The organism is Actinoplanes sp. NPDC089786 (genome assembly GCF_040684855.1).
GTDB lineage: Bacteria > Actinomycetota > Actinomycetes > Mycobacteriales > Micromonosporaceae > Actinoplanes.
Genome location: NZ_JBFBGU010000009.1, coordinates 218,186 through 244,120, shown reverse-complemented (window position 1 = coordinate 244,120; position 25,935 = coordinate 218,186). Strand labels below are relative to the sequence as shown.

General features: G+C 73.0%; 25 protein-coding genes. 10 read left to right on the top strand and 15 right to left on the bottom strand.

All coding sequences use genetic code 11. The annotated features are described in order from the left end of the window. Positions 1-32: 32 nt before the first annotated feature. The 3 genes from AB0O15_RS25840 to AB0O15_RS25830 form a co-directional block, all read right to left on the bottom strand. Positions 33-986 carry a tyrosine-type recombinase/integrase gene (locus tag AB0O15_RS25840; protein ID WP_364323138.1) on the bottom strand — a complete coding sequence of 318 codons (954 nt, stop codon included), beginning with the start codon at positions 984-986 and terminating at the stop codon, positions 33-35. A gap of 767 nt (positions 987-1,753) precedes the next feature. Continuing rightward, positions 1,754-2,104 (bottom strand): TfoX/Sxy family protein, encoded by a 351-nt coding sequence (locus AB0O15_RS25835; RefSeq protein ID WP_364323136.1) that lies wholly within the window; start codon positions 2,102-2,104, stop codon positions 1,754-1,756. 81 nt (positions 2,105-2,185) lie between these two features. Continuing rightward, complete coding sequence (locus AB0O15_RS25830; RefSeq protein ID WP_364323269.1) at positions 2,186-3,049, bottom strand: aminoglycoside phosphotransferase family protein; 864 nt, start codon at positions 3,047-3,049, stop codon at positions 2,186-2,188. Positions 3,050-3,070: 21 nt separating this feature from the next. On the opposite strand from AB0O15_RS25830, the gene AB0O15_RS25825 reads away from it, so the two are divergent. From AB0O15_RS25825 to AB0O15_RS25815, 3 genes are read left to right on the top strand one after another with little or no spacing between them, the layout of a single operon-like run. After that, on the top strand, positions 3,071-3,763 hold the full coding sequence (locus tag AB0O15_RS25825; protein WP_364323134.1) for a VOC family protein: 693 nt from the start codon (positions 3,071-3,073) through the stop codon (positions 3,761-3,763). 52 nt (positions 3,764-3,815) lie between these two features. Then, on the top strand, positions 3,816-4,484 hold the full coding sequence (locus AB0O15_RS25820) for a hypothetical protein (protein WP_364323132.1): 669 nt from the start codon (positions 3,816-3,818) through the stop codon (positions 4,482-4,484). Beyond that, complete coding sequence (locus AB0O15_RS25815; protein ID WP_364323130.1) at positions 4,481-5,230, top strand: lysophospholipid acyltransferase family protein; 750 nt, start codon at positions 4,481-4,483, stop codon at positions 5,228-5,230. The genes AB0O15_RS25820 and AB0O15_RS25815 overlap by 4 nt, the downstream gene beginning before the upstream one ends. On the opposite strand, the gene AB0O15_RS25810 is transcribed toward AB0O15_RS25815, so the two are convergent. Both AB0O15_RS25810 and AB0O15_RS25805 read right to left on the bottom strand, forming a co-directional pair. Beyond that, a complete protein-coding gene (locus AB0O15_RS25810) occupies positions 5,208-5,936 on the bottom strand; it encodes a class I SAM-dependent methyltransferase (protein ID WP_364323267.1) in 729 nt (242 codons plus the stop codon). The genes AB0O15_RS25815 and AB0O15_RS25810 overlap by 23 nt on opposite strands. Positions 5,937-5,938: 2 nt before the next feature. Continuing rightward, positions 5,939-6,451 (bottom strand): hypothetical protein, encoded by a 513-nt coding sequence (locus tag AB0O15_RS25805; protein ID WP_364323128.1) that lies wholly within the window; start codon positions 6,449-6,451, stop codon positions 5,939-5,941. Positions 6,452-6,519: 68 nt separating this feature from the next. Here AB0O15_RS25805 and AB0O15_RS25800 point away from each other — a divergent pair, with 68 nt between their 5' ends. After that, positions 6,520-7,284 carry a phosphotransferase gene (locus tag AB0O15_RS25800; protein ID WP_364323126.1) on the top strand — a complete coding sequence of 255 codons (765 nt, stop codon included), beginning with the start codon at positions 6,520-6,522 and terminating at the stop codon, positions 7,282-7,284. 25 nt (positions 7,285-7,309) lie between these two features. Continuing rightward, on the top strand, positions 7,310-8,227 hold the full coding sequence (locus AB0O15_RS25795; RefSeq protein ID WP_364323124.1) for a WYL domain-containing protein: 918 nt from the start codon (positions 7,310-7,312) through the stop codon (positions 8,225-8,227). A gap of 10 nt (positions 8,228-8,237) precedes the next feature. On the opposite strand, the gene AB0O15_RS25790 is transcribed toward AB0O15_RS25795, so the two are convergent. The 4 genes from AB0O15_RS25790 to AB0O15_RS25775 are packed head-to-tail and all read right to left on the bottom strand — an operon-like array spanning position 8,238 to position 13,174. After that, on the bottom strand, positions 8,238-9,236 hold the full coding sequence (locus tag AB0O15_RS25790) for an NADPH:quinone oxidoreductase family protein (RefSeq protein WP_364323121.1): 999 nt from the start codon (positions 9,234-9,236) through the stop codon (positions 8,238-8,240). Positions 9,237-9,266: 30 nt separating this feature from the next. Continuing rightward, complete coding sequence (locus AB0O15_RS25785; RefSeq protein ID WP_364323119.1) at positions 9,267-10,241, bottom strand: RNA polymerase subunit sigma-70; 975 nt, start codon at positions 10,239-10,241, stop codon at positions 9,267-9,269. A gap of 6 nt (positions 10,242-10,247) precedes the next feature. Beyond that, the gene (locus tag AB0O15_RS25780; protein WP_364323117.1) at positions 10,248-10,775 is read right to left on the bottom strand and encodes a LuxR family transcriptional regulator; all 528 of its coding nucleotides are present in this window, start codon (positions 10,773-10,775) and stop codon (positions 10,248-10,250) included. Continuing rightward, positions 10,772-13,174, bottom strand: a complete 2,403-nt coding sequence (locus AB0O15_RS25775) for a LuxR C-terminal-related transcriptional regulator (protein WP_364323116.1) — start codon at positions 13,172-13,174, stop codon at positions 10,772-10,774. The genes AB0O15_RS25780 and AB0O15_RS25775 overlap by 4 nt, the downstream gene beginning before the upstream one ends. Positions 13,175-13,369: 195 nt before the next feature. On the opposite strand from AB0O15_RS25775, the gene AB0O15_RS25770 reads away from it, so the two are divergent. From AB0O15_RS25770 to AB0O15_RS25750, 5 genes are read left to right on the top strand one after another with little or no spacing between them, the layout of a single operon-like run. Further along, on the top strand, positions 13,370-14,860 hold the full coding sequence (locus AB0O15_RS25770) for a dynamin family protein (RefSeq protein ID WP_364323114.1): 1,491 nt from the start codon (positions 13,370-13,372) through the stop codon (positions 14,858-14,860). Beyond that, positions 14,857-16,659, top strand: coding sequence for a dynamin family protein (locus AB0O15_RS25765; RefSeq protein WP_364323113.1), 1,803 nt, complete (start codon positions 14,857-14,859; stop codon positions 16,657-16,659). The genes AB0O15_RS25770 and AB0O15_RS25765 overlap by 4 nt, the downstream gene beginning before the upstream one ends. Continuing rightward, positions 16,656-17,207, top strand: coding sequence for a hypothetical protein (locus AB0O15_RS25760; protein WP_364323112.1), 552 nt, complete (start codon positions 16,656-16,658; stop codon positions 17,205-17,207). The genes AB0O15_RS25765 and AB0O15_RS25760 overlap by 4 nt, the downstream gene beginning before the upstream one ends. A gap of 51 nt (positions 17,208-17,258) precedes the next feature. Further along, the gene (locus AB0O15_RS25755) at positions 17,259-18,626 is read left to right on the top strand and encodes an MFS transporter (RefSeq protein ID WP_364323111.1); all 1,368 of its coding nucleotides are present in this window, start codon (positions 17,259-17,261) and stop codon (positions 18,624-18,626) included. Beyond that, entirely contained in the window at positions 18,623-18,988 is a 366-nt protein-coding gene (locus tag AB0O15_RS25750; RefSeq protein ID WP_364323110.1) for a GntR family transcriptional regulator, read from the top strand. The genes AB0O15_RS25755 and AB0O15_RS25750 overlap by 4 nt, the downstream gene beginning before the upstream one ends. Before the next feature lie 20 nt (positions 18,989-19,008). Here AB0O15_RS25750 and AB0O15_RS25745 read toward each other — a convergent pair whose 3' ends face one another. From AB0O15_RS25745 to AB0O15_RS25720, 6 genes are all read right to left on the bottom strand, one after another. Beyond that, positions 19,009-19,971 carry a DUF3626 domain-containing protein gene (locus AB0O15_RS25745; protein WP_364323109.1) on the bottom strand — a complete coding sequence of 321 codons (963 nt, stop codon included), beginning with the start codon at positions 19,969-19,971 and terminating at the stop codon, positions 19,009-19,011. Further along, on the bottom strand, positions 19,968-20,804 hold the full coding sequence (locus tag AB0O15_RS25740) for an undecaprenyl-diphosphate phosphatase (RefSeq protein ID WP_364323107.1): 837 nt from the start codon (positions 20,802-20,804) through the stop codon (positions 19,968-19,970). Before AB0O15_RS25740 ends, AB0O15_RS25745 begins: the two co-directional genes overlap by 4 nt. Before the next feature lie 3 nt (positions 20,805-20,807). Then, positions 20,808-21,770, bottom strand: a complete 963-nt coding sequence (locus AB0O15_RS25735) for a tyrosine-type recombinase/integrase (protein WP_364323265.1) — start codon at positions 21,768-21,770, stop codon at positions 20,808-20,810. 18 nt (positions 21,771-21,788) lie between these two features. After that, positions 21,789-23,255 (bottom strand): ABC-F family ATP-binding cassette domain-containing protein, encoded by a 1,467-nt coding sequence (locus AB0O15_RS25730; protein ID WP_364323104.1) that lies wholly within the window; start codon positions 23,253-23,255, stop codon positions 21,789-21,791. 293 nt (positions 23,256-23,548) lie between these two features. Next, entirely contained in the window at positions 23,549-24,529 is a 981-nt protein-coding gene (locus tag AB0O15_RS25725; RefSeq protein WP_364323101.1) for a pyridoxal-phosphate dependent enzyme, read from the bottom strand. Positions 24,530-24,841: 312 nt separating this feature from the next. After that, positions 24,842-25,777 carry a VanZ family protein gene (locus AB0O15_RS25720; protein WP_364323099.1) on the bottom strand — a complete coding sequence of 312 codons (936 nt, stop codon included), beginning with the start codon at positions 25,775-25,777 and terminating at the stop codon, positions 24,842-24,844. Positions 25,778-25,935: the final 158 nt, after the last annotated feature.

Here is a 25,935-nt window from a genome sequence, read left to right as displayed (position 1 = left end):
TCGCTAAACCAGTCAGCCTGTTGCTTTTCCGGTCAGCCCGTTGCTTTTCCGGTCAGCCCGTTCAGCGCGCGGTTCGTCCGGTTCGCCCGGACGGCCGCGCGCTGCTGCGCCGCCGTCACCTCGATGTAGTTCTGCGACGTGGTCAAGGACGCGTGCCCCAGCAACCGCATGATCTCCGACGCGTTCGCCCCGTCCTCAGCCAGCCGCGTCGCGAACGTATGACGCAAAGCATGCAGCTGAGCACCACGGGGGACCCGATCGTTGACACCCGCCCGCCGGTAGGCCGACGACACCAGATACTGCAACCCGCCCCGCTTCAGCGCCTCGCCCTCGTGGTCCACCAACAGGGCTTTCTCGGTGCGGGTGGCCCTCAAGGCGCGGCTCGCCAGGTACGCCTCGATCACCGCGTCCAGCTCCGGCTCGATCGGCACCGTACGCGGCCGGCCACCCTTACCGGCCACCTCGACCCGCCGCTCACCCGGGCGCCCCACGAAGCTTCCCGTCCGCAGCCCCAGCAGCTCGGACAACCGCAGCCCCGCACACAACGCCAGCGCGATCACCACCAGGTCCCGCTCCGGCCACGGGTTGCGCTGACGCTGATCGGGGACGGCCACCGCGGTGAGCAACTGCTCCGGGGTGTCCTCGCCACGCAACGGCTTGGGGGAGGGCAGCGCCACCCGCGGCTTGTCGACCGCCGACATCGGGTTGCCCGCCACCACGCCCTCGGTCACCAGGAATGTGAAGAACGCGTTCCAGCTCGACCAGGCCCGGTAGACGGAAGCGGGGGCGCGGGTGGCGGCGAACTTCGCGAAACCCGAACGCAGCAGGCGGGGGGAGAGGTCGTCAATCCGATTCACGTTCGGCAGGTGGGCGAGGACCAGGGTGAGATCGCGGCGGTACGCCTGAAGCGTGTGCACGGACGGCTTGCGGACCGCGCGGGCGGCTAGGAACTCCTCGACAAGCGTGATGACCGGTTCCTGCTGCATAAGACATATTATGCACTATTTGTGCGCTTTACTGCCAGTACTGGCGCTCGAATTTGTCTTGTCGTCGGGTGGTTACTTTGCGTCAAGTGAGGTGGCGCTTGTGCGCGCCTGTGGATAACGATCGAGAACGTCACATTTGCGGGCTACAGTCACGCCCACCCAGAGGGGTGGGGGCGGTGGCGGTGCGCGCGCGGAAATCAAGATCGACTTCGGCTCGTCGTCGACTGCGCGCGCGTTCACCACGGCGGCCGTTCTGCACGCGGCGGCCCGTTCGGCATCCTGGGTTTGTCGGCACTGGGGGCCGACGGGCCTTGGATCAGATAAGCCGAGGCGTAGCGAGCGTTCTGGGGCAGCCTCTGGTCGGCGCCCGCCTTGCCGGTCAGGTGAGTTCGGCGCGAGCGTGCGGGTCAGGCGGGTCAATCGCGCGAGTGTGGTGGCGGTTGCCCGCCGGGCCGGTTCAGGTGAGTCGGTCGCGGGAGCGTGGTGGTCGTTCGGATGTGGCGAGCCACTGCGCGTGCTGGCGGATGCGGGGCTGGTCGTCGGGGAAAGCAGTTCTCCCACGGGTGGTCGAGGTTGATCCAGGCGGCCGGCTGACCCGGTTCGGCCGTCAGCGGGGTCCCAGGGCCGGCGGCCGGTCGGGGTGGTAGCGAGGCGGTATGACACCGGCGGCGGGACGGGGTGGGATCGCGCGGGAGGGTGAGTGGGCACGGCGTCGCCGGAGGCGAGCCGACCCTCGGCGGGAGCTGCGGTCTGTACCGACCGCCCGGCTACGACCTCGGTGTTATCTCTTCCAGGTAGGTGTAGGCCTCGTCGAGGAGGGTGCGCCAGGCTTCCTCGCCGGCGTCGTAGGGCATTTCGACCCATTCGCGCATGATCTTGCCGGCCATGGTCATGCGGGTGGCGGCGCCGGTGGATTCGAGGGTGTCGGCTCGGGTGGCGGGGATCTTGACCATGAGGTTGCCGGCGTGGTTGACGAGGCCGAAGATCTTGCCGCGGACGCGCAGGCCGGTGGTGGAGAACATGCGGCCCCAGTCGACGCCGGGGCGCTGCAGGTAGGGGTCGGCCAGGGCCTCCAGGCGTTTGTCGCCGCGTTCGGCCGCTTCGTGATCGATCGCCATGCGGTCAGTGTGCCTCAGGGGGCCGCTCCCGGGAGCAGGTTGACATAATATAGATTATCGACCTGGAGGATGGTCGATCTTTTACCGCTCCAGGAGCGCGTTCAGGGTGGTACGGCTGGTGGCGGCCATGACGGGGTTCGTGTCGGCGTAGTACCAGAGGGCGCCGATGGCCTGGACCAGGGCCCAGCCGCGGCCGCGGTGCCAGGCGTCGTCGTCGGCGCCGAGCGCGTCGCGGAAGGTTCGGCGTTCGGCGTGGTCGAAGAGGTTCCAGGCGGGCATGTGGTCGACGGCGGGGTCGCCGGCGCAGACGGCGCCGAGGTCGATGACGGCGTGCAGGTGGTGGTCGCGGACGATCAGGTTGCCGGGCATCAGGTCGGCGTGGATCCAGACGTCGGGTCCGGGGTGGGCGGCGGCGGCCAGGCTGGTCCGCCAGATGTCGGCGAGGCGGGCGGTGTCGGTGAGGTGGCGGCTCTGGTCGAGGCTGTGGCGTACCCATTCGTCCTGGTCGTGGAGCGGGCCGCCGCGGGAGTGGCCGTTCCAGGTCTCCCCCTTGGTGTCGACGCGGTGGATCGCTCGGACGACCTCGGCCAGGTGGGTGGGGTCGATGTCGTGGGTGGTCGCGGTGCGTCCGTCGATCCAGGTGTACGCGGTCCAGTAGCCTTCGTACCCCTCCCCTGGCTCGCCGAGCGCGAGTGGCGTGGGGAGGGCGACCGGGACGTGGGGTTGCAGGCGGCGGGCGTGGTCCTGTTCGCGGCGCAGCGGTTCGGGGTGGGTGACGGGCTGCAGGGGGAAGCGGAGGACGATGTCGTCGCCGAGGCGGTAGAGGGCGTTGACGGTGCCGTGTGAGGTGACCGGGGTGATGGGCCGGTCGCGCCAGTGCGGGAGCTGGTGGGCGACGAGCGCGGCGACGGTGGTGGCGGGGATGTCGGCTTGTCCGGCGTGCATCTTCACGACGGAGAGGGTGGCATGGGCGGGGTGCGGTGGCTGACCGGGTTTCTCGATGCGCAGGATCGGTCGGCGGAGGATTTCTGGTGTGCGGTGACCGGGTCGTCGTTGTCGGCGCGGCGCGGTGGTGGGCGGTTCGCGACGCTGGTTCCGGCTGATGGGGATGCTTATCTGCGGGTGCAGGTGACCTCCTCCCCCGGGCCGGCGTCGTGTCATCTGGATCTGCACGGGTCGCCGGTGGTGCCGCCGGGTGGCCGGCTGGTGTTGGCCGAGGGGGATCTGTCGGTGTACCGCTCCCCTGCCGGGTTGCCGTTCTGTGTGGTGCCGGCCAGTGAGCGGTTTGTGCGGCCGGGGCCGGTTGGCGGGGCGCTGGTGGATCAGATGTGTCTCGACGTCCCTGAGGCGTTGTTCGAGCGTGAGGCGGAGTTCTGGGCGTCGCTGACCGGCTTCACGCGGCGGCCGTCCGATTTGCCGGAGTTCGAGGTGCTGGAGCGCGGTGAGGGGCTTGCGCTTCGGGTGTTGATGCAGCGTACGGGCGGGCCGGCGGCCGGTATGCATCTGGATTTCGCCGCCGAGGATGTGGCGGCGACGGTGGCGCGGCATGTGGGGCTGGGCGCTTCGGTGGTGCGGCGGGTGCCCGGTCAGTGGACGACGTTGCGGGATCCGGCGGGGCGCGAGTACTGCGTGACGGCCCGGTCCCCGGGTTTGTCGTAGCCGGGTGGTAGAACATAGCGCGTTGGAACAGGCGTACGAAACTGGAGGCGGTATGGGTCTGTCGGAGGACGATGTCCGGGTGGTCCGTGAGGGGCTGGCGGCGGGCCGGAAGCCGAAGGTGGTGTTCACCGAGTCGGCGGGGCAGATCGCGGGTCAGCTGGGTCAGGTGGTGGGGCTGACCGATCCGGCGGAGTCGGATGACTATGTGGTGGTGAAGTTCGGGCGCGACGAGTTGCCGTTCTCCCCCGCCGATCTGGGGATCGCGCCGAAGGGTGCGACGCCGGCGCCGCGGAAGAAGGCTCCCGAGCCGGCCGGCCCGCAGGGGCCGCCGATTCTGCAGGAGGCGCCCGCGCGTCGGCCCGACCCGCCCGCTCCGGCGCGGGAAGCTGAGGTGGTGACTGAGACGGTTCCGGCTCCGCGGAAGGCGACGCGGGCGGCCAAGGCGAAGGCCCCGGCGGGTCTGACGGTGACGTTGGCGTACGCCGAGGGTGAGTGGCTGGTGTCGGCCGCGCAGGGGGCGAAGGTGCTGGCGAAGCCTTATGTGATCAAGCCGGTTGAGGCGATGCGGATGGTGTCGCTGGTGGATGTGCCGGGTGTGCAGGAGGCGGTCGAGCTGATCGTGTCCGCCGAGCGTAAGGAGGCCGAGCAGGAGGCGGACCGGTTGCGGGCGCAGCTGGCCGAGATCGAGTCGCGGCTCGCGGAGCTGCGCGACGCGGGGTGAGCGAGCCGGTCTGGCGGGCGCCGCTGTTGTGGCGGTTCCTGCTGCATTTCGCGCGGGCGCTGGTGTTTCCGTTGTGCCGGTTGCGGGTGTCGGGGCCGGCGCCGGTGGGTCCGGTGATCCTGGCGGTCAATCATGTGAGCCCGATCGACCCGGTGGTGATGATGGCGGCGTGTGCGCGGGCGGGCGTGGCGCCGCGGTTCATGGCGACCGGTGGGGTGTTCCGGGCGCCGGTGCTGGGGTCGATCATGCGGGCGTGCGGGCACATCCGGGTCGATCGGCGTACGGCGCGGGTGGCCGAGGCGTTGCCGGCGGCCGCGGCGGCGTTGAAGGCGAACTCGACGGTGCTGGTGTATCCGGAGGGGCGCATCGGGCTGGATCCGTGGATGTGGCCGGAGCGTGGGAAGACCGGGGTGGCGCGGATGGCGGCGTTGTCCGGGGCGCCGGTGGTGCCGGTGGCGCAGTGGGGCACCCACGCCGTGATGCCGTATGTGGCTCCGCGCCGCCTGCTGCGTTCTTTGGCGTACGCGGTGACGCGTCGCCCGGTGGTTCAGGTGCGGTTCGGGGAGCCGGTCGACCTGTCCGGGGTGTCCGGCCCGTCGGGGGCTCAGGTGCAGCGGGCGACGCGGCTGATCGTGGAGGGCATCGACGCGGCGCTGGCGCCGTTGCGGGCCGGTGAGATGCGGACGCCGGCGTTCGTGGACCGGACCCGGCCGGTGGACATGACTAGGGTGCGGCGGCGCCCATGACGGCCAGGTAGCTCCAGCTGTCATCGTCGTCGTGGTGGGTGCCGTGCAGGGTCAGTCCGGTGCCGGTGAGCAGCAGGGCCAGGTCGGCCCGGGTGTAGCAGCGCAGCCGCTGGCTGTAACGCCGGTCCGGGCGGGCGGTCTCCCACCAGGTGTCGGTGGCGACGCAGGCGCGCTGGTCGAAGGTGAACAGCCGGTCCAGCTCGTGCGGGTAGCCGTCGCCGGGCCGGGCGTCGCGGTGCTCGCGGACGCCGTGCTGGGCGGCCCAGTCGAACGGGTTGTAGACGTCGATCAGGGCGACGCCGCCGGGTGTCAGCCAGCCGGCGATGCGGGTGAGCAGGCGCCGCTGGTCGTCGTCGGCGCCGACGCCGAAGCCGTCCCAGTAGGCGACGACGTCGAACGGGCCGCCCGGGTCGGTGGTGTAGAAGTCGCCGCGCACCAGCGTCACCCGGACCCCGTTCTCGCCGGCCAGGCGCGGGGTGTGGTCGGCGCGGGCGCCGAGCTCGACCGCGGTGACGTCGTGCCCGGCCAGGGCGGTGGCGACGGCCGCGCCGCCGTAGCCCGATCCGAGCTCGAGCACCTTGCGTGGCCCGTCGCCGGTGTGGGCGCGGATGCGGCCGGCGCGTTCCCGGTCGTCGTCGCTGACCACGGCTTCCGCCCCGCCCCACCAGGCGCCGGTCCGCGAGTAGAACTCCTCGACCCAGTCCATGGTCACCAGCCCGCCGCCTTCCTGATCGCCGCCGCGACGCCGGCGACCGGGCGGTCACCGGCGTCGACGACGAAGTCCTCGGTGCCGGCCCGTTCGAGAATCGCGTCGAGCTCTCCCGACCGGTCCAGGTGCCAGCGCAGCCCCGCGTCGTCGCCGGTGTGCCGGCGGATCAGCCGGTCGCGGACGGTGGCCAGGTCGACCCGCAGCCGGCACACCCGCAGCGGCAGGCCCAGCGCCGCCTGGTAGTCGTCGCGTTCGTCCCGCTCCTCGATGACGCCCGCCACCACGAGGCGTCGTGCTCCGGCCTCGCGGAAGTTCGCGGCGACGGCGGCCAGGTTCCGCAGCGCCAGGTCGCTGCGGAACGGGTCGCCGGGCGGGCTGGGCCACGCCCGCCGGAGCCAGTCCATGTCGATGACCGCGTGTGGCACCTCGTCGCCGGCCAGCAGGTCACCGAGCGCGTCGGCCGTGGACGTCTTGCCCGACCCCACGGTGCCGTTGATCAGCAGAGCTTCCACGGGGCCGAATCATAGTGATCGGCGTCCATCGGATTTTCCGGGGCCGGGCCCGGCGGTACGGTGTCCGGGTGCCGCAGCCGTACGAGTCGGAACAGCCGTTGCCCGGGGGTTTTGTCAGCGACGCGGTGCTGGCCGGCGGCACGGTGCGCAAGCCGCCGCCGCGCGATCCGGAGTTCGTCCGCGGGCTGCTGCGCCACTTCGAGGAGCACGGGTGGGACGGCGCGCCGCGGTTCCTGGGAACCGATGACCGGGGCCGCGAGGTGCTCGGTTTCGTCGACGGGGTCGTGCCGTGGCGCCCGAACGACGAGCCGCCGTCGATCCGGTCGGAACGGGGCCTGGCCGCGGTGGCCAGGCTGGTGCGCCGGTTCCACGACCTGACCGCGGGCACGGAGCTCGCCGGCCGTCACGAGGTGGTGTGCCACAACGACCTGTCGCCGAGGAACACGGTCTACCGGGAGACGGGCGGGCGGCTGTTCCCGGTGGCGTTCATCGACTGGGACATCGCCGGGCCGGGCGAGCGGATCCACGACGTGGCCCACGTGTGCTGGCAGTACGTGGGGCTGGGTCCCGGTGTCGCGGACGCCGCGGCGGCGGGCCGGCTGGTGCGGGTCATCGCCGACGCCTACGGCCTGGCCGACCGGTCCGCCCTGATCGACACGGTGCTGTGGTGGCAGGACCGGTGCTGGCGTGGCATCGAGGCCGCGGCCGGGGCCGGGGAGCCCGCGATGGTCCGGCTCCGTGAGCTGGGGACGGTGGACGTGGTCCGTGCCGCCCACGACTGGACCCGCGATCACCGTGATCTGCTCCGGTCGGCGGTAGGTGCCAGGGACTGACACCTTCGTGGGGCAGGATCGGGTCGTGCCGAAGACTTCCGCCCGACTGCTGGCGCTGTTGTCGTTGCTGCAGACGCGGCGGGACTGGCCGGGGATGCTGCTCGCCGAGCGGCTCGGCATCAGCCTCCGCACGGTGCGGCGGGATGTGGATCGGCTGCGGGAGCTGGGCTACCCCATCAACGCGGTGAAGGGCCCGGACGGCGGTTACCGGCTCGGCGCGGGCACCGAGCTGCCGCCGTTGCTGTTCGACGACGAGCAGGCCGTCGCGCTGACCGTGGCGTTGCAGATCGCGGCCACCACCCCGGGCAACGGGACCGGGGAGGCGGCGGCGCGGGCGCTGCACACGGTGCGGCAGGTGATGCCGTCGCGGTTGCGGCACCGGGTGAACGCCCTTCAGGTCACGGCGGTCGAACGGCCCCGCGGCCCGGCGGCGGCGGCCGGTGTCGACGGTGAGGTGCTGCTGGCGGTCAGCGCCGCCGTGCACGCCCGTGAGGTTCTGCGGTTCGGCTACGGCGCCGGCCCGGATCGCCCGCCCCGCCGGGCCGAGCCCCATCACGTGGTGACCTGGGACGGCCGCTGGTACGTGGTCGCCTGGGATCTCGACCAGGCCGGCTGGCGGACGTTCCGCGCCGACCGGATGGCCCTGCGCACCCCGAACGGGCCGCGTTTCGCCCCGCGGGAGCTGCCCGGCGGCGACGTGGCCACCTTCGTCACCGGCGTCTTCCGTGGCTCACCGGACGGGTCGGGCCGGTGGCCGTGCCGGGGCACGGTGATCCTGGACCGGCCCGCCGCCGAGGTGGCCCGCTACACCCGTGACGGCATCGTCGAGGCGCTCGACGACGGGCGGTGCCGGCTCACCGACGGTTCCTGGTCGTGGCCCAGCCTGGCCGCCGCGTTCGCCCGGCTGGCCGCCCGTTTCGCCGGGATCGCGTCGGCCGGGTGAGCGCCGCCGGTCAGGGCCGCAGGGCCAGCTTGCCGACCGTGGACCGCGCGGCCAGGGCGCTCAGCGCCTCGCGGCCGTCGGCGAGCGGATACGTGGTGGGCCGGCCGGGGCCCAGCACCCCGGCCGCGAGGAGGCCGGACAGCTCACCCATCACCGCACCGAAGATCGACGGCGCGGCCTGGATCAGGGTGCCGATGTTCAGGCCGATGAGGTGCACCTGGTGCCGGTAGACCAGGTCGGCGTTGGTGACCGGCGCTTCCCCGCCGGCCAGCCCGTAGACCACGACCCGGCCGGTGACCCGCTTGGCCGACGCCAGGCTGGCCGTCAGGGTGGGTCCGCCGGCCGACTCCAGGACCAGGTCGGCGCCCTCGCCGCCGGTCAGCCGCCGCACCTCGCCGGCCAGGTCGGCGCCGCGGGAGTCGACAACGTGGTCGGCGCCCAGGCCGCGGACCAGGTCGTGCTTCTCCGGCGAGGCCGCGGCGATCACCGTCGCGCCGTAGTGCTTGGCCATCGTGACCGCGACCTGGCCGGTCCCACCGGCCGCGGCGTGGATCAGCACCGTCTGCCCGGCGTCGACCCGGCCCAGCGGTCTGAGCGCGGCCAGCGCGGTCGGCCAGCTCACGACCAGGCCCAGCGCCTGCTCGTCGGCCCAGCCCGCCGGCACGGGCACGGCCGAGGCCGCGGGCAGCACCATGTACTCGGCGAAGGCGCCACCACCGATGCCGGCCCCGATGACGTGGGCGCCGGGGTGCAGGCCGGTCACCCCGGCGCCGGCGGAGACGATCTCGCCGGCGCCTTCGATGCCCGCCACGTACGGCGGTGTCGGGCCGCCGCCGAAGACGCCGGTGGCCTGCTGGAGGTCGGCGAAGTTGATCCCGGCCGCGGTCACCCGGATCAGGATCTGGCCGGGGCCCGGGCACGGAACCGGGGCGTCGGTGGTCAGGTGCAGGCCCTGGGGGCCGTTCAGGGACGTCTGCCGCAGGGCGCGCATGGTGGCGGGGTGGGTCATGACGGATCGTTTCCTTCGGCTGGGTGAGTGTTACACCCAGGAAGACCCGGCGAGCGCGGGAAAGGAATCGACCAGGGCCGGATCACCGAAGGAGGTGATCTTCTGGATGCCCGCGCCGGTGACGGTGAGCACGCAGATTCCGTACGCCCGGAGGTCGCCGTGCTGGTCGCGGCGGTGCACGGCGGCGGCCGGCTGCCCGTTGGCGCTGGTCGGCAGCATCCGCCAGTCGCCGGGCGAGCCCAGCAGGTGGCGGCGCAGGAACGGGACGCAGACGCCGCGGCCGGCGAACCAGGTGCGCAGCGGCGTCGCCTCCAGGGTGGCGTCGCGCAGCAGGAGCTCCTCCAGCGCGGCGGCGTCGGCGTTCTCGAACGCCGCGATGTACCGGTCGAGGATTTCCCGGGCGCGCGGCGCCGCCGGTTCGGTGATCTGCCCGTCGGTCAGCGCGAGGTCGCCGAGACGGGCCCGGGCGCGTTGCAGCGCGCTCTTGACCGAGGCCGTCGTGGTGCCGAGCATGACCGCGACGTCGCCGGCGGGGAACTTCAGGACGTCACGCAGGAGCAGCACCGCCCGCTGCCGCGGCGGGAGGTGTTGCAGGCTGGCGACCAGTGCCAGCCGCACCGTGGCCCGTGCCGCGACGATGGTTGCGGGGTCGGCCCGGTCCGGCAGCACCATCGCGTCGGGAACCGGCTCCAGCCACCTCACGTCGGTCCCGCCGGCCCGCAGGGCCGCGTCGGGATCGGGTTCGGGGCCGCCGAGGCCGGACGGCAGCACCCGCCGGGCCGGCCGGGTCAGCTCGGTCAGGCAGCGGTTGGTCGCGATCTGGTGCAGCCAGGTACGGACCGACGACCGCCCCGCGAACCCGCCGTAGGACCGCCAGGCCCGCAGGTACGTCTCCTGGACCACGTCCTCGGCGTCCTGGATGGAGCCGAGCATGCGGTAGCAGTGGGCGAACAGCTCTCGCCGGAACGGCTCGGTGGCCTCGGTGAAGCCGGCGCGGTCAGGCACCGGGCGTCATCGCTGCTGGGCGCGCTGGCGCAGGTAGGCCAGGACGGCCTCGCGGGTGGTGCGGACCCCGAACAGGGCGCGGGCCTCGGCGATGCGGCGGTTGGCGGTGCGCAGGCTGAGGTATTCGGCGGCGGCGGCCGCGGCGATGGTGTCGCCGGCGGCCAGGCGGTCGAGCAGGGCGCGTTGTTCGGGTACGAGGTCGGCGATCGCGTCGCCGGGTTCGGGGCCGGGGCCGTGCTGCACGGGGCCGAGCCGGGTGAGGTCGTCGACCAGGGCCCGGCCCAGGGGGGATTCGCCGTCGCAGATCGCGACGATGCCGGCGCCGCGGGCGGCGGCGAGCACACAGAGTTGCAGGGTGTCCTGGTCGGTGATCCGGCCGTGCAGGATGAGCCGGTCGGGGGCGTCCCACGCCTGTTGCGGCAGGGCGAACCCCTCCTGGGCCTGCCAGCCGTCGCGGACCATGCGCCGCAGCACGGCGTCGGCGTCGGCCCCGGAGGCCACCACGTGGCGGGGCGCGTCGGGCTGTCGCGTCACCTGCTGACCTCCCCTAGGTCGTTCGCGAAGGCGAGAGCGGCCGCTTCGGTACGGGTCCGGGCGCCCAGCTTGCGCATGCCGGCGCGGATGTGGGTGTCGACGGTCTCGGCCGAGATGCCCAGCTGCCCGGCTATCCGGCGGGTCGGTTCGCCCGCCGCGACCAGGCGCAGCACGTCGGCCTCGCGGTTGGTGAGTTTGCTGCCGGAGCGGGGGCTGCGCACGTCGCGTTGCACGTTGTGCCGGCGCAGGCCGCGGCGGGCCCGGCCGGCGAGGATGGTCAGCCCGGCCGCGTCGGCGAGTTTCTCGGCGGTCAGCAGCGCGTCGACGGCCCGGCCGGGGGTGGTCTCGTGCAGGCCGGCGGCGAGCAGGCAGCGGATCTGTTCGCGCAGGGCGGTCGGGGTCCAGGCGTCGGCGGCGGCGGCGAACCCGGTGCCGGTGGCCCAGGCGAGCAGGGTGCGGCGGGCCGCGGCGGGCACGTGTTCGGGGATGGGCGGGGCGTCGCGGGCGCCGAGGTCGTGCCCGGCCCAGCGGGACGTGATCGCGGCCAGCCCGCCCAGCAGGCCCTGACCGCCGGGGCCGGCCGTGGCCCGGTCGGGTTGCCCGTCGAGCCAGGCGGCCTCCCGGGACACCCAGCCGGTGGCCGGATGGTCGAGGGCGTCGCCGAGGCGGGCGCGGGCCGCGGCGAGCAGGCCGGTGTCGGCCTCGACCAGGGCCACCGCGGCGGTGGCGTAGGCGCGGGCGTCGTCGGGCAGGGACCGGTCGGCGAGGTTGGCGGCGCGGCGCTGCACCTCGTCGGGGTCACCGGGAGCGTTCCCAGGGCCGAGCGGAGGCGCGCCGTGCAACGCCAGGGCCCAGTCGGCGGCGGCCAGGAACCGGGTCTCCCAGCCGTAGGCCAGGTCGGCCCGGCAGGTCTGGGCGGCGGTGCGGGCGGCGGCCGCCGACTCGGTGAGCCGCCCGTCGGCGGCGAGCGTTTCCACCAGCTGCCACGCGGCGGCGCGGGCGGCGGGCCGGTCGGCGAGGTCGGCCGCGGCGGCGGCCAGCGCGGTGGCCCACCCGTCGGTGCGGTGCACGGCGTGCACGGCGGCGACCGCGGCGGCCAGGCCCGGAGACGCGGTGGCGGCCAGGGCTCCGGCGCGGTCGAGGGCGGCGGGCGGGTCGAGGGCGAGGTCGGCCAGCAGCAGCACCCGGTCGCGGGCGGCGAGCACCCCGGCGGGGGCGTCGTCGGGGATCCGCCGGACGGCGTCGCGGGCCCGGGCGGGCAGCCCGGCCTGGAGCAGGGCCTCGCCGCGGAGCGCGTCGGCGTCGACCCCGAGGGGTTCGCCGGTGTCGAGCACGGCGGCCGCGGCGCGGGGCCGGCCGGCGGTGAGCGCGGCGTCGGCGGCGGCCACCCGTACCCGCGGATCGATGGCGACCGGCAGGTCGCAGGCGAACAGCAGCAGTTCGGCCCGGTCGCCCCCGGCGGTCGCGTCGGCCGCGGCGAGGGCCCGCCGGAACGCGCCGGCCGGGTCGCCGGCGGCGGCCAGGTGGCGGGCGGCCTCGGCCGGCGGGGTGAGTTCGGCCAGGCGGCGGTGCAGGTCGGTGCGGGCCTCGGCGTCGAGCAGCCCGGCCGCGGTCTCGGCCACGTAGGTGGAGGTGGGTACCAGACCGTCGCCGGCGTCCCCGACCAGGCCGGCGGTGACCAGGTCGGACGCGCCGGGCCCGAGCAGGGCGGCCGGCGCGGGGCGGCCGAGCAGGCCGAGCGCGGCCAGGGCGGTGCGGGCGGGCCGGGGCAGGTCGGCCAGGGCGGTCGCGATCGCGTACGCCACCTGGTCGATGTCGGCCGCCGGCGCGCCGCGGCCCGCGCCGGCCTGCCGGGCCAGCGCCGAGATCGCGAGGGGGTTGCCGCCGGCCCGGTCGACCACCGCGGCCAGGGCCGGCTCGTCGAGCTGCCCCCCGGCGCGGCGGGCCAGGTCGGTGGCGGCCGCCCGGTCCAGGGGTGGCACGTCGAGCCGGGTCGCGGACGCGAGCACGGCCGGGTCGACGCGGTGGGGGGTGCGCAGAGCGGCCAGGACCCGGCAGTGCCGGGCGATCAGCGGCAGCGCGGCCAGGGTGGCCGGGTCGGCGTACTGCAGGTCGTCGAGCACCAGCAGGCCGCCCTTGACCCGGGACCGGACCGCCTCGGCCAGCAGGTGCACGTCATGCCCGGGCAGGCGGGCGCGGACGGCGCGGGACAGCGCGAGGGCCGGCACGGTCCGCAGCATGGCCAGGCCGCCCCCGGCGAACACCGGCCCGGGCATGGTCGCCGCGGCCGCGCGCAGGTGGGTGGTGCGGCCCGCCCCCGGCGGCCCGGCGATGATCACCAGGCCGGGTGCGCGCAGACCGGCGACGGCGTCGCCCGCCAGGTCCTGAGGGTCCGCCAACCCTGTCTCCTCCCCCGTCGTGGCACGAACACGGGATCCCCCGGCTCGCCGCCCCTCGTAGGCTGTGCTGCGGTCAGGGCGTTCCCGCCCTGCCGCCGGCCACTCCTGTAAGAAAGGCGATCGGTTGAGCGTGTGGACCACCCCCGCCACAGTTGTGCCATTGTTGCTGACAGTGTGCTCGGCTGACGAGTCGTCGTGACCGGACCGCTATCCGCCCGCCTGGCCACCCTGTGTGACGAGATCGTCGCAGGTGTCGGCCCGGAGGTCGCTGGGCAGGTACGACACGTCGGCGGTCGCCTCCACGAGCCGTTGCGGGTGGCCATCGCCGGGCGTCTGAAAGCCGGAAAGTCGACACTCGTCAACGCGTTGATCGGGCGGCGGGTCGCCCCGACGGCGGTCGGCGAGTGCACCCGGGTGGTCACCCGGTTCCGGTACGGGCCGGCCGACCGGGTCGACGTGGTGTGCCGCGACGGCTCCCGCACGAGCCTGCCGCTGGACGAGGACGGCATGATCCCGCAGCGCCTCGGTGTGCCGGGCGCCCGCGTCGCCTACGTGGACGTGACCCTGACCAGCGAAAAACTGCGCGACCTGACCGTCGTCGACACGCCCGGCCTGGCGTCGAACGACACCCGGATCTCCGAGCGGGCGGCCGAGGCCGTGGGAACGTCGACGGCGCCGTTCGACCTGGACATCGACGCCGACTCCACCGGCGAGGTCGCCGCCGCCGAGGCCGTCGTCTACGTGTTCACCCAGGCGGTGCGGGCCGACGACGTGCGCGCGCTGGAGGCGTTCCGGGCGGCGTCGGCGCGGCTGTCGTCCAGCCCGATCAACGCGCTGGGCGTGTTCGGCAAGGTCGACACCCTGGTCGGCGGGGCCGGCGACCCGTGGCCGGTGGCGGCACCGCTGGCCGCCGATCAAGGGCGCTTGCTGGCCCGCACGGTCAGCGAGGTGGTCCCGGTGGCCGGGCTGCTGGCCGAGACCGCCGAGGCCGGCCGGCTCACCACCGCCGACGTCGACGCCCTGCGCGGCCTGGCCGGCTCGGACGACCTGGCGGTCATGCTGGCCTCGGCCGACCTGTTCCGGTCCCGCCCGGCCGGCGTGCCCGCCGAGCGGCGCGAACGGCTGCTGACCCTGCTCGACCTGTACGGCATCGGCTTCGCCATCGCCCAGCTGCGCGCCGACCCGGCCCTGCCCGCCTCCGAGCTGCTGCGGCGGCTGCTGGAGGTCTCCGGGTTCCCGCAGCTGCGGCACACCCTGCAGGACGCGTTCCGGTGGCGCTCCGACGCGATCAAGGCCGGCTGGGCCCTGGCCCGGCTGGAACGCCTGGCCGGGCTCACCCGGTCGCCGGGCGACCGGGAGGCCGTCCGCGACGCCGTCGAACGGGTCCTGCGGGAACCCGACTACCACCGGCTGCGGGTCATCTCCGCCGCCCAGCGGGTGGCCACCGGCGAGGTGGCGCTGCCGGCCGAATGGGAACGGGAACTGACCCGCCTGGCCACCTCCGACGACCCGCGGTGGATCCTGCAGCTGCCCGAGGCGTCGGAGGACACCCTGGCCGACGCCGCGGTGCAGGCCGCCAACCGGTGGCGGGTCTTCGCCGTGGCCGGCGCCGGGCCCGCCCAGTCCCGCGTCGCGCAGATCGCCCACCGCGGCTTCTACCTGCTCAGCAAGCAGGTGCGGCCGTGACCGGGCTCGCCGCCGACCTGGAACGCGCGGTCGAGGCCGTCCTGGCCTACGTGCGCAAGCACGACCCCGACGCCGGCGCCGAGCTGGCCGACCTGCGCCGCACCCGGGTCACCCGCCCGTCGATCGTGCTCGTCGGCGAGACCAAACGCGGCAAGAGCTCCCTGCTCAACGCCCTGCTCGGGGTGCCCGGCCTGTCCCCCGTCGACGCCGCCGTGGCCACCAACACCTACCTGCACTTCACCCCGGGCGACCCGGCCGCCCGGGCGGTGCTGCCCGGCGGCGAGACCGTCGAGGTCGACGACCTGGCCGCGTGGGCCACCGGCGAGCAGCGGGCCCGCCGCATCGAGGTCAGCCACCCGGCCCGGCTGCTGCAGTACGTGAGCCTGCTCGACACCCCCGGCGTCGGCGGCCTCGACCCCGCCCACACCGCCGTCGCCCTGGACGCCGTCGACCGGGCCACCGCCCTGCTGTTCGTCGCCGACGCGTCCGCGCCGCTGTCGCGCCCCGAGCTGACCTTCCTGATCGCCGCCAGCGAACGCGTCAACAACGTGGTGTTCGCCCTGACCAAGGTCGACGCCTACCCGGGCTGGCGGCGCATCCGCGACGACAACCAGGCCCTGCTGCGCGCCCACGCCCCCCGGTTCGCCGCCGCGCCGTGGTTCCCGGTCTCCGCCCGCCTGGCCGAACTCGCCGTCGACCGGCCCGCCGCCGACCAGGCCGCCCTGGTCGACGCGTCGCAGATCGCCGGGCTCCAGCACGCCCTGGTCGACCTGGCCGGCCGCGGCCACCAGCTGCAGCTGGCCAACGTGCTGCGCACCGCCCGCGGCGAACTGGCCCGCCTCGAAACCGCCGCCCAGGCCAGGGTCACCGCGGCCGAGGCCGACCCCGAACAGCAGGCGAGGGTACGGGCGGACCGCGCCGCCCTGGCCGCCCGCAAACGCACCGAGTCCCGCCACTGGACCCTGCTGCTGTCCAGCGAGACCCAGCGCGCCCGCGTCGAGGTCGTCGGCAAGCTCCGCACCCGCGTCGCCGCCGTGCAACAGGACGTCACCGCCCGCATCGACGCGTCCCGCCGCGACACCCTGGCCGCGCTGCCGCAGGAACTCGACGCCGAGCTGCAGGCCGTCGCGGTCGCCCTGTCACACGACCTGGAGGGCACCTTCCGGCAGGTCGGCGAGACCGTCCTGGCCGAGGTGTTCGACGGCGGCGAACTCGACCAGATGCTGGCCCAGGTCAACGCCGCCCTGCGGCACACCCTGGAGTCGGCGCCGCCCCGCGACGGGTCCGCCGACAACATGCTGATCGCCCTGTCGGCCGGCGGGATCGCGTTCATGGCCGGCCGCGGCGCCATGCTGGGCGCGTCCGTGCTCGGCGCCGGCGGGCTGGCCGCCGGCGGGCTGCTGATCCCGGTCGCCGGGGTCGGGCTGGGCCTGGCCGCCGGCGCCTACGTGCTGTACCGGCGGCGGGTGCAGACCGACCGGCAGCAGGCCCGGATCTGGCTGCGCGACGTGCTCGCCGAGGCCCGGGCGGCGCTGTCCGACGAGATCTCCTACCGGTTCACCGACCTGCAGTACGCCCTGTCGGTGGCCGTCGACGACGCGGTCGAACGGCGGCTGCGGGAACTCGACCAGCACATCGCCGACATCGACGCCGCCGCGGCCACCGACGCCGCCGGCCGGGCCCGCCGCCGGGCCGGCGCCCAGCAGGAACGCGACACCGTACGAACCCGGATCAAACAGGTCGACGAGGTCCTGACCAGGGCGGCGGCGCTGACGCCGGCCCCGAAGGAGGAGTCATGAGCGAGCACGAATGGCCGGACCACCACCCCGACGGCCACCAGGGCTTCGAACACGCCGACGACGATCTGAGCGCCCAGCCGGAGGACACCGCCCTGCCGGAACCTCAGGACGACGCCTGGCACATCCCGGACGACGATCCGCCGCACCACGACGACGCCGCCTGGGACGACCACGCGCATCTGCCGGCGGCCGAGGAAGAGTTCGGCGAGCAGCCGGACGCCCACCAGATCCTCGACGACACGCCGCCCGCCGAGGACGCCGCCGCCGAGGTGTTCCCGCCGATGCTCGACGTCGGGGCGCTGCCCGAACCGGTCGACGGCTGGCCGTGGATCGACACCAGCAGCCTCGGCCTGGCCCACGCCGGGATCGTCGACCACGCCATGATCGACCGGATGCCCGCCCAGGACCCGGCCGAGCTGGCCGAGTACGCCGCCGAGGACCTCCCGCCCGGCGCCGACCCCTGGGCCACCCTCGCCAACTCCGAGGATCCGGCCACCGCGGCCCTCGCGGAATACTACCGGCCGGGCGAAACCGGCCCTCCCGCCTAGGGTGCGATGATCTGCGCGGCACTCGACCGCGCGGCGCCCCCGGGAGGGCACTTGTCCACGACCGTCACCCCGCCGTCCACCCGGCGGGAACGCACCGGCTGGTACTTCTACGACTGGGCGAACTCGGCGTTCTCCACCACCGTCATCACGGTGTTCCTCGGGCCGTTCCTCACCACGGTCACCGAACTCGCCGCCGGCTGCCGGTTGGGCGCCGACGAGTGCTCCGGACGCGTACACCCGCTCGGCCTCTCGATCGCCGCCGGCTCCTACTACCCGTACCTGGTGTCGCTGTCGGTCTTCCTCACCATCTTCGTCCTGCCGGTGATGGGCGCCGTCGCCGACCGCGCCGCCCACAAGAAACCGCTGCTGGCCGCGACCGCGTTCACCGGCGCCGCCGCCACCGTCGCGATGGCCTTCGTCACCGGCGACCGCTACCTGCTCGGCGGGCTGCTGTTCCTGATCGCCAACATCTCCGGCGGCGCGTCCATCGTCGTCTACAACTCGTTCCTGCCCCGCCTGGCCGGCCCCGACGACCGCGACAAGGTGTCCTCCCGCGGCTGGGCCCTCGGCTACCTCGGCGGCGGCCTGCTGCTCGCCCTGAACCTGGTCGTCGTGCAGACCATGAGCGTCGACGGCGACCCGCAGCGCACCCTCGACCTGGCCCGCTGGTGCATCGTGTCGGCCGGCGTCTGGTGGGGACTGTTCACCCTGCTGCCCCTGCTCTGGCTCAAAGAACACCCCAGCGAGGAGTCCGGCGCCGGCCGGGGCAACGTCGTCACCGACGGGTTCCGGCAGCTCGGCCGCACCATCCGCGGCATCCGGGCGTACCCCCTGACCCTGTTCTTCCTGCTCGCCTACCTGGTCTACAACGACGGCATCCAGACCGTCATCGCCCTGGCCAGCCAGTTCGGCACCGAAGAGCTGCACCTCGAACAGTCCACCCTGATCATCACCATCCTGATCGTGCAGTTCCTGGCGTTCGGCGGCGCCCTGCTGCTCGGAGCCATCGCCGCCCGCGTCGGCGCCCGCAACACCGTCCTGTTCAGCCTGGTGCTGTGGCTGGGCGTGGTCGTCGCGGCGTACTTCATCCCCGAACGCGAACCCGTCCAGTTCATGATCCTCGGCGCCGCCATCGGCCTGGTCCTGGGCGGCAGCCAAGCCCTGTCCCGCAGCCTGTTCGCCCAGCTCATCCCCGCCGGCAAGGAAGGCGAGTACTACGGCTTCTACGAGATCAGCGACAAGGGCACCAGCTGGCTCGGCCCGCTGCTGTTCGGCCTGGTCTTCCAGCTCACCGCCAGCTACCGCCTCGGCATCGTCTCCCTGGTGATCTTCTTCGTCGTCGGCGCCGTCCTGCTCGCCCTCGTCCCCATCCGCCGGGCCATCATCGCCGCCGGCAACACCCCGCCGAGGACCCTGTGACCGGCATCCACATCGACCACGACTCACCCGTCCCGCCGTACGAGCAGGTCCGCCTGGCCATCGCCACCCTGGCCGCCACCGGCGCCTACCCCGCCGGGCACAAACTCCCACCGGTACGCACCCTCGCCACCGACCTCGGCCTGGCCGCCAACACGGTGGCCCGCGCCTACCGCGAACTCGAGCAGGCCGGCCTGGTCGAAACCCGCGGCCGCGCCGGCACCGTGATCACCGCCCTGGCCGCCCGCACCCCGGCCCGCGCCCTGTCCGCCGCCCAGACCTACGTCGCCGCCGTCACCGCCCTGGGCATCGGCGACGACCAGGCGATCGAACTCGTCCGCGCCGCCCTGGACGCCCGCGGGTGACCGGCTGATGCCCTGACTGGTCAGGCGGGGCGGCCGCGCAGGACCAGGATGTGCCACACGTACTTCAGCTCCTGCAGCACCTCGGCCGCCGGGCCGAACACCGACCACGCCGCCGGGTCGCGGACCACCGACCGCGCCGCCCGGCCCACCACCTCGGCGTCCAGGAACGGAACCCCGAACCGGGCCGCCACGAACGCCGCCACCTCGGGAGTGACGTCCGTCCGCAGGCCGGCCGGGAACTCGTCCGGGGCGAGCACAAAACCCGGGTGGAACTCCAGCCGCGGCGCCAGGCGGGACAGCAGCGCCCCGGTCGGCGTACCCCGGAAGGACGGGTCGGCCACGACGGCCTGGACCGCGCCGGCCAGCGCCAGCCCGCCGTGGACCTGCGCCTCGACATAGTCGTCCAAGGCCCGGCCGGAAGCCGTGCGCGGATCACCCAGCGCGGCCACCCACGACGACGGTGACGCGGCGGCCAGCCCGAGCGCCCGGCCGGACGAGGCCACCGAGTCGAGCAGCGCCCGCCAGACGCCGGCGAACGTGTCGATCGTGCCGACCACCGTCGGCTGCGTGAAACTGTCGCCGTGACTGAACGTGGCCCGCCGCGACACCGCCGGCTCCAGCCGCAGATAGCAGCTGCCGAACCTCGGCGACCCGCCGTCCGGATGCCCGGCCAGGTTCAGCGCCCCGTAGATCGGCCGGCCCACGACCAGACCCGCGTACGCCCCGCCGAACAGCCGCTGCTCCCACACGTCCCGGTCACCGCCGGGGAACGCGGTCAGCCCGCCGTTGGAGATCCGCGTCTCGAACTGGCCGCGGTACACACCCTCGGCGGCCAGCCGCTCCGCCACCGTCGCGCCGTCCGCCAGCAACCGGTCCGGGTGGAAACTCACCGTCACCGACGCCGCCGGCACACACGCCGGCACCTCACCGGCCAGGCCCAGCGACCGCACATGGTCGAGGGCCCGGCCGGCCGGCGAGGTCACTGCGGTTCGATGGTGTTCGTCGCCAGCAGCACCATCAGCAACGAGCCCAGCACGATCCGGTACGCGATGAACACCTTGTACGAGTGCTTCGCGATGAACTTCAACAGCCACGCCACCGCCAGATAGCCGACGATGAACGACACCACCAGCGCCACCAGCGTGTTCACCCAGCCCACCCCGCTGGCGATGTTGTCGTACTCGGTCGCCGTCTGCAGCACCGACGCCGCCAGCAACGCCGGGATGGACAGGAAGAACGACAGCTTCGTCACCGTCACCCGGTCGAGGTCACGCAGCAGACCCGCCGACATCGTCGCCCCCGACCGGGAGATGCCCGGGATCAAGGACAACGACTGCACCACGCCGATGATCAACGTGTCCTTCCACGTCACATCGTCCTCGTGCCGCACCTGGGTGGCCGCGTGATCGGCGAACCACATCGCCCCCGACCACAGGATCAGCGCCCCGGCCACGAACCACAGGCTCCGCAACGTCGTCTCGATCGTGTCCTGGAACAACAACCCGATGATGCCGATCGGGATCGACCCCAGGATGATCGCCCACCCGTACCGCCAGTCCGGACTCTCCCGCCCGGACGACGAGAACAAACCCTTCACCCACGCCGCGATGATCCGCGACAGATCCTTACGCAGGAAGATCACCGTGGCCAGCACCGCACCCGACTGGATGATCGCCGTGAACGCGGTGATGTCCGGGTCGTCGATCCGATAACCCAGCAACTTCTCCGCGATGGTCAGATGGCCGGTGCTCGAGATCGGAAGGAACTCCGTCACCCCTTCGATCGCACCCAGCAGCACCGCTTCGACGATGTTCAAGCCTCACCCCGTCCGTGATCCACCCGGCGTACGAGGATATGCCCCGGCCTCACCGCCTTCGCGCCTGGCCCGCGCCGCCGCGATCGTGTACGCCGGGTCACGATCCAGGTTGTGCCGGTCACGGTCGTACCGCCGCGTCGTCCGCGGATCCGCGTGACCCATCGCATCCTGCACATCCTCCAGCGGCACCCCGTACGACCGGGCCGCCGTCGCGAACGCGTGCCGCAACGAATGCGGCGACAACCGCTCCCACGACTCGATCCCCGCCTCCCGCGCCAGCCGCCGCACCAACCGGAACACCGCATGCCGATCCAACCGGTTCCCGGTCGACGTCATGAACAACGGCCCCTCGGCCCGCCCACCCAGATAACCGTCCAGCGCCGCACCCGCCGACGACGTCAGCACCCGCCGCCGCGCCCGCCCGCCCTTACCGACGAACCGCACACTGCGATGCCCCCGCTCGAACCCCACATCATCGACGTCCAGGCCGATCAGCTCGGAAACCCGCAACCCCAGATCCGCCAGCACCGTCAGCAACGCCCGCGACCGCGCCCCGTCCCGGTCGGCCGCCGCCAGCAACGCGTCGACCTCCTCCGGCGACAACCCCACCGTCGCCGAATGATCCCGGTCCACCGGCGGCCGATCCGCGCCCGCCACCGGATTCGCCGGCACCGCACCCAGCTTCGCCAGGAACGTGTACCAGCTCGACAACCCCGACAACTTCCGCGCCACCGACGCCGCCGACAACCCCGACGACTCGATCTCCCGCGCGTACGCGTTCACATCCAGGAACGACGCCCGCAACGGCTCCAGCTCCCGCCCCGCACACCAGGCCAGCCACGACGCCACATCCCGCCGGTACGCCGACCGCGTGTGCTCCGACAACCGCCGGTTCGCCAGCCACGCCTCGGTCACCTGCTCGGCGCTGGACACAGCCGCGAGCGGCCCGGCCTGACGGGGGACGATGTTCACCCGCCGATCTTCTCAGGAACCCACGTGCCATTCCCGCGACAAGCCGACCGCCGACGCGAAATACCGATCGTGGGTGACCACCAGCAACGTCCCCCGATAACGCCGCAACGCCTCCTCCAGCACCTCCAGGGCGTCGAAATCGAGGAAATTCGTCGGCTCGTCCAGCAGCAGCACCCGCTCCGGCCGGTTCACGATCACCGCCAGCAGCAACCGCCGCAACTCCCCCGCCGACAACGTCCCCAGCGGCGAATCCCACATGTCCTCATCGAACTGATGCCCCAGCAGCAACCGCTCGGCATCGTCGACGTACACCGGAACCTGCGACCGGAAATAGTCGATCATGGTCATGCGGAACGGCAGCCCGTCCGCCGTCTGCGGCAGAATCGCGGTGCTCTCCGAAGCCAACCGGTTCAACAACGTCGTCTTCCCCGACCCGTTGCGCCCGGTCACCCAGATCCGCTCCCCGCGCTTCACCCCCGGCAACACCTCATCGTCCCGGTCACCGCCATCCTCCGGGAACGCCAGCGTCAGAGGCGGCCGCCGCCGCGGCTCATCCACCCACCGCAACGACTCCATCTGCCGCCGCAACCGCCGCTCCCGCACCTTCGCCTTCCGCGCCACCTTCTTCGCGATCCGCCGAAGATGAGGCGCCTCCACCCCCGACCGCACCGTCAGCTCCACACCCAGCGCCTGCCGCCTGGTCAGCTCGATGTCCTGCTCCCAGCGCACCCGATCCTTCTCCTGCGCCTCGAAATCCAGCAGCCACCGCCGCCACCGCCGCTCCTTCTCCACCCGGTACGGCGTATAACCCCCACCCGGGAAATCCTGCGGCACCTCATGGATCCCGTCCAGCTCCACCACCCGCGACACCACCGCGTCCAGGAACGCCCGATCATGACTGACCGCCAGCACCCCACCCGGGAACCCCGCCAGCCACGACTGCAACCACGCGGCGCCGTCCGCGTCCAGATGGTTCGTGGGCTCATCCAGCAACAGCACATCCGGCTCGGTCAGCAGCGCCCGCGCCAGCAACAACCGCGCCTGCTCCCCGCCGCTCACCTCCCCCAGCCGCCGGCCGTCCTCGATCCCGGCCAGCCCCAGCCGCTGACGCACCTGCTCGATCCGCGTCTCCGCGTCCCACGCCTCCAGCGCCTCATACCGCTCCAGCAACCCCGGACCAGCGTCACCGGCCCGCACCCGCGCCGCCACCACACCGGCCTCACCCAGACCCGAGGCGAGGAACGCTCCGGCCGTACCCGCCGGATCGGGAACCTGCTGAGGCACCAGCGCGACCTTCCGCGACGCGACCGAACCCACCGTGGGCTTGATCTCCCCGGCCAGGGCCCGCAGCAACGTCGACTTACCCGCCCCGTTCGGCCCCACCACCCCGACCCGATCACCATCACCGAGCACCAGATCAAAGCCGGAGAAGAGCAGATCGCCATCGTGGGCACAGCCCAGCGACACCGCTTTCAACACGAGACGTCCTCCAGGACGAGACAGACCGACGGGGGAACACACACGCACACGCCGGGCTGTCATCACATACCCCGACCCTCGCACCGCCGTCAGGTCTCACGCAAGTCAAAAGCAGGGGTCGTAGCTCAGCGGGTGGTACAGACCGCAGCTCCCGCCGAGGGTCGGCTCGCCTCCGGCGACGCCTCCACGCCCGTGCCCACTCACCCTCCTACCCGATCCCACCGGGCGCCGCCGCCACAAAGCTGACGCCACGCGCCCGCTCCTCTCCAACCCGGCCCGGCCGCCGTCGGCGCTCAGCCCTGAGCAGCACCACCAGGCGCCACCAGCTCACCGAACCGCGCCCAGCCCACATTCCCGCCCGACAGGATCACCCCCACCTTCGACCCGGCCGGCACCTCCACCCGCTTCGCCAGCAACGCCGCCAGCCCCGACGCCCCACTCGGCTCCAGCACCGTCTTCACCCGGTCGAACGCGAACCGCAACCCCTCCCGCAACTCGTCATCCGACACCAGCACGATCTCATCCACCAGCCGCCGGTTGATCGCAAACGTCAGCTCCCCCGGAACGCTCGCCGCCTGCCCGTCCGCGATCGTCCGCGGCACCGGAATCGTCACCCGCTCACCCTTCGCGAGCGACCGCCGCGTGTCATCACCCGCCTCCGGCTCGACCCCCACCACCCGCACCGCCGGCCGCAGCCCCTTCGCCGCCGTCGCCGACCCCGCGATCAGCCCGCCCCCACCGACCGGCACCACCAGCACATCCAGATCCGGCACCTCCTCGAACAACTCCAGCGCCGCCGTCCCCTGACCGGCGATCACATCCGGATGCTCGTACGGCGGAATCAACGCCAGCCCCCGATCAGCCGCCAGCTGCCGGCCCAGCGCCTCCCGATCCCCCGTGTACCGGTCGTAGAACACGACCTCCGCCCCGTACCCCCGAACCGCGTCCAGCTTCGACGCCGGCGTGTCCTCCGGCATCACGATCACCGCCGACGACCCCAGCTCCCGAGCCGCCAGCGCCACCGCCTGAGCATGGTTCCCCGACGAGAACGCCGCGATCCCCCGCCCCAACTGCTCCGGCGACAACCGCGACACCGCGTTGTACGCCCCCCGGAACTTGAACGCCCCCACCCGCTGCAGGTTCTCGCACTTCAGAAACACCGAGGCGCCCACACGCGCGTCCAACGTCCGCGACGTCACCACCGGCGTCCGATGCGCAACCCCGCGAATCCGCTCCGCCGCGTCCCGGACCTCCGCCAACCCGACCTCAACCACAAGCCCTCCCTGCCTAGGCGTCCACCCCTCCCTCACTACACCGGGCGGGCCGGGTCCGGGCCAGATCCACATTCGATCCGCTGGCCCGGACCAAAATCACAGGGGGTCGTTGATTCCTTTTTGCTTTTGGGGTTGGTTTCTCGGCTGCTGCCACGCGGCGCACATCCTGTAGACCATCCTAGGATGGATGACCCTGTCGCCCTCCGGAGCTCAGGGTGGCGACCGACTCCCGTATCCGGTGAGCGCGCGCGGACATCCGGTCGGTCACGGTTCGCCGCGTCCCGACGGCCCCGTGGCCCGGATCGGCGACGATCAGCGGGCCCTGGACGACCCCATCGCCCTCTGGTTCGGCGCCCGTTCCGCCTGAGCCGGCTGGTCCGCATCAAGCCATCGGGTCGCGCCGGCGCTGTCCAGGATGCGAAGCAGCCCGACGCCGATGAGGGCGCCCACCGTGTTGGCGATCAGGTCGTACACGTCGGCGGAGCGTCCACTGCTGAACACGATGTTGGTCACCGCCTGAACGATCTCGATGGATGCGCTGAACGCCAGACCGAGAAGAGCCGCGACCACCACGCCACGCCGGCGGATCGCAATCGGCAACAGCAGACCCAACGGAACGGTCATGAGGATGTTGAACGCGAAGTTGACCGGGGTCACGTCATGCACGAACGGATTCAGATGGATGCCCTTCTCCTGCCAGGGCGTGTGATTGGCGAAGTCGCCGGTCTGGATCTGCATCGGCAGCAGGGTCAGGCTGATGACGGCGGCCGTGTACCAGGTGAGGAGCCAGGTGACGCCGAGGCGGACGAAGGAGCGCTCGCCGCGGCGCCGCAGCCACCACGCGGCCCCGAACAGAGGTATCGCCAGAAACGGCAGCAGCACCGGAACCGGGTCGGGATCACCGAGGCCACCGGTGCCGACCCGCACCGGGAGCACGGCGATGCACGCCGTGGCCGCCACCAGCCAGATGACGAGCCACACCGTGCCGAGGCGGGTGAACGCGAACTCCGCGCGACGGCGGTGCCACAGCGCCGCCGCCACCATGAGGAGTCCGACCAGAGGCACGAGAACGGGCACGGTGGGAATCACCGCGTTGATGCCGGACATCGAGGTCGACCTTTCTCGGCTAAACAGGGCGTCACCCGGGCGAATCGTGATCTTCGCCGCGGCCGGAAGGATAGGCCACGGGATCAACCCGTCCTCGCTACCGATGTGGGTGTAGTCATCCCTGCCTCCGGCCGCGCCCAACAGGGCCGGGAACCTGATCGCAGAGCGCGCCTGAGCTGGGCATCCTTGCCAAGCCTGTCGACCCGGACCGGGTCGGCGCCGATGCGTACCCCGGGCGCCCGGATCGCACGTCGGCACGCCCGCGGCCGAAGTCGATCTTGAATCGGTCGCGCCGCGCC

What these genes read in the sequence shown, in the direction of transcription:
- AB0O15_RS25840 (WP_364323138.1), bottom strand. Translation starts at nt 986, where the DNA reads ATGCAGCAGGAACCGGTCATCACGCTTGTCGAGGAGTTCCTAGCCGCC.
- AB0O15_RS25835 (WP_364323136.1), bottom strand. Translation starts at nt 2,104, where the DNA reads ATGGCGATCGATCACGAAGCGGCCGAACGCGGCGACAAACGCCTGGAG.
- AB0O15_RS25830 (WP_364323269.1), bottom strand. Translation starts at nt 3,049, where the DNA reads ATGCACGCCGGACAAGCCGACATCCCCGCCACCACCGTCGCCGCGCTC.
- AB0O15_RS25825 (WP_364323134.1), top strand. Translation starts at nt 3,071, where the DNA reads ATGGGCGGGGTGCGGTGGCTGACCGGGTTTCTCGATGCGCAGGATCGG.
- AB0O15_RS25820 (WP_364323132.1), top strand. Translation starts at nt 3,816, where the DNA reads ATGGGTCTGTCGGAGGACGATGTCCGGGTGGTCCGTGAGGGGCTGGCG.
- AB0O15_RS25810 (WP_364323267.1), bottom strand. Translation starts at nt 5,936, where the DNA reads ATGGACTGGGTCGAGGAGTTCTACTCGCGGACCGGCGCCTGGTGGGGC.
- AB0O15_RS25790 (WP_364323121.1), bottom strand. Translation starts at nt 9,236, where the DNA reads ATGACCCACCCCGCCACCATGCGCGCCCTGCGGCAGACGTCCCTGAAC.
- AB0O15_RS25760 (WP_364323112.1), top strand. Translation starts at nt 16,656, where the DNA reads ATGAGCGAGCACGAATGGCCGGACCACCACCCCGACGGCCACCAGGGC.